Source organism: Arthrobacter sp. Y3223164 (assembly GCF_059091005.1).
This window is the reverse complement of record NZ_JBNHGF010000898.1, coordinates 1-387: the sequence shown is the minus strand read 5'-3', so window position 1 is coordinate 387 and position 387 is coordinate 1. Positions and strand designations below refer to the sequence as shown.

Annotated in this window: 1 protein-coding gene; it reads left to right on the top strand. The window is 73.9% G+C overall.

Features of this window, described 5'->3' with window-relative positions:
• A partial coding sequence (locus AC5RUJ_RS18620) for an EamA family transporter (protein WP_494156560.1) occupies positions 1–387 on the top strand: 387 nt, incomplete at both ends.

The window sequence follows — 387 nt, the reverse complement described above, 5'->3', positions numbered from 1 at the left end:
GGACGGCGACGCTGCCGGGGGCGCGGGCGGCACAATGGCGGGCATTGCCCTGGGCCTGCTGGCGGGACTGACCTACGCCCTCTACTCCTGGGCGGCGCATCGGATCATCGGCGGCGGAGTGCCCGCACGCGCCGCCATGGGCGCCATGTTCGGCCTGGGCGGACTGTTGCTGATGCCGGTGCTGCTGGCCACCGGCGCTCCGCTGCTGGCCTCGTGGGGCAACGTCGCCGTGGGGGCCTACATGGCACTGGTCCCCATGTTCGCCGGCTACGTGTTGTTCGGCCTCGGCCTCGCGCGGGTCCGCGCCAGCACCGCCACAACGCTTTCGCTGGCGGAGCCTGTCGTGGCCGCCGTGCTCGCCGTGCTGGTGGTGGGCGAGCGGCTGCC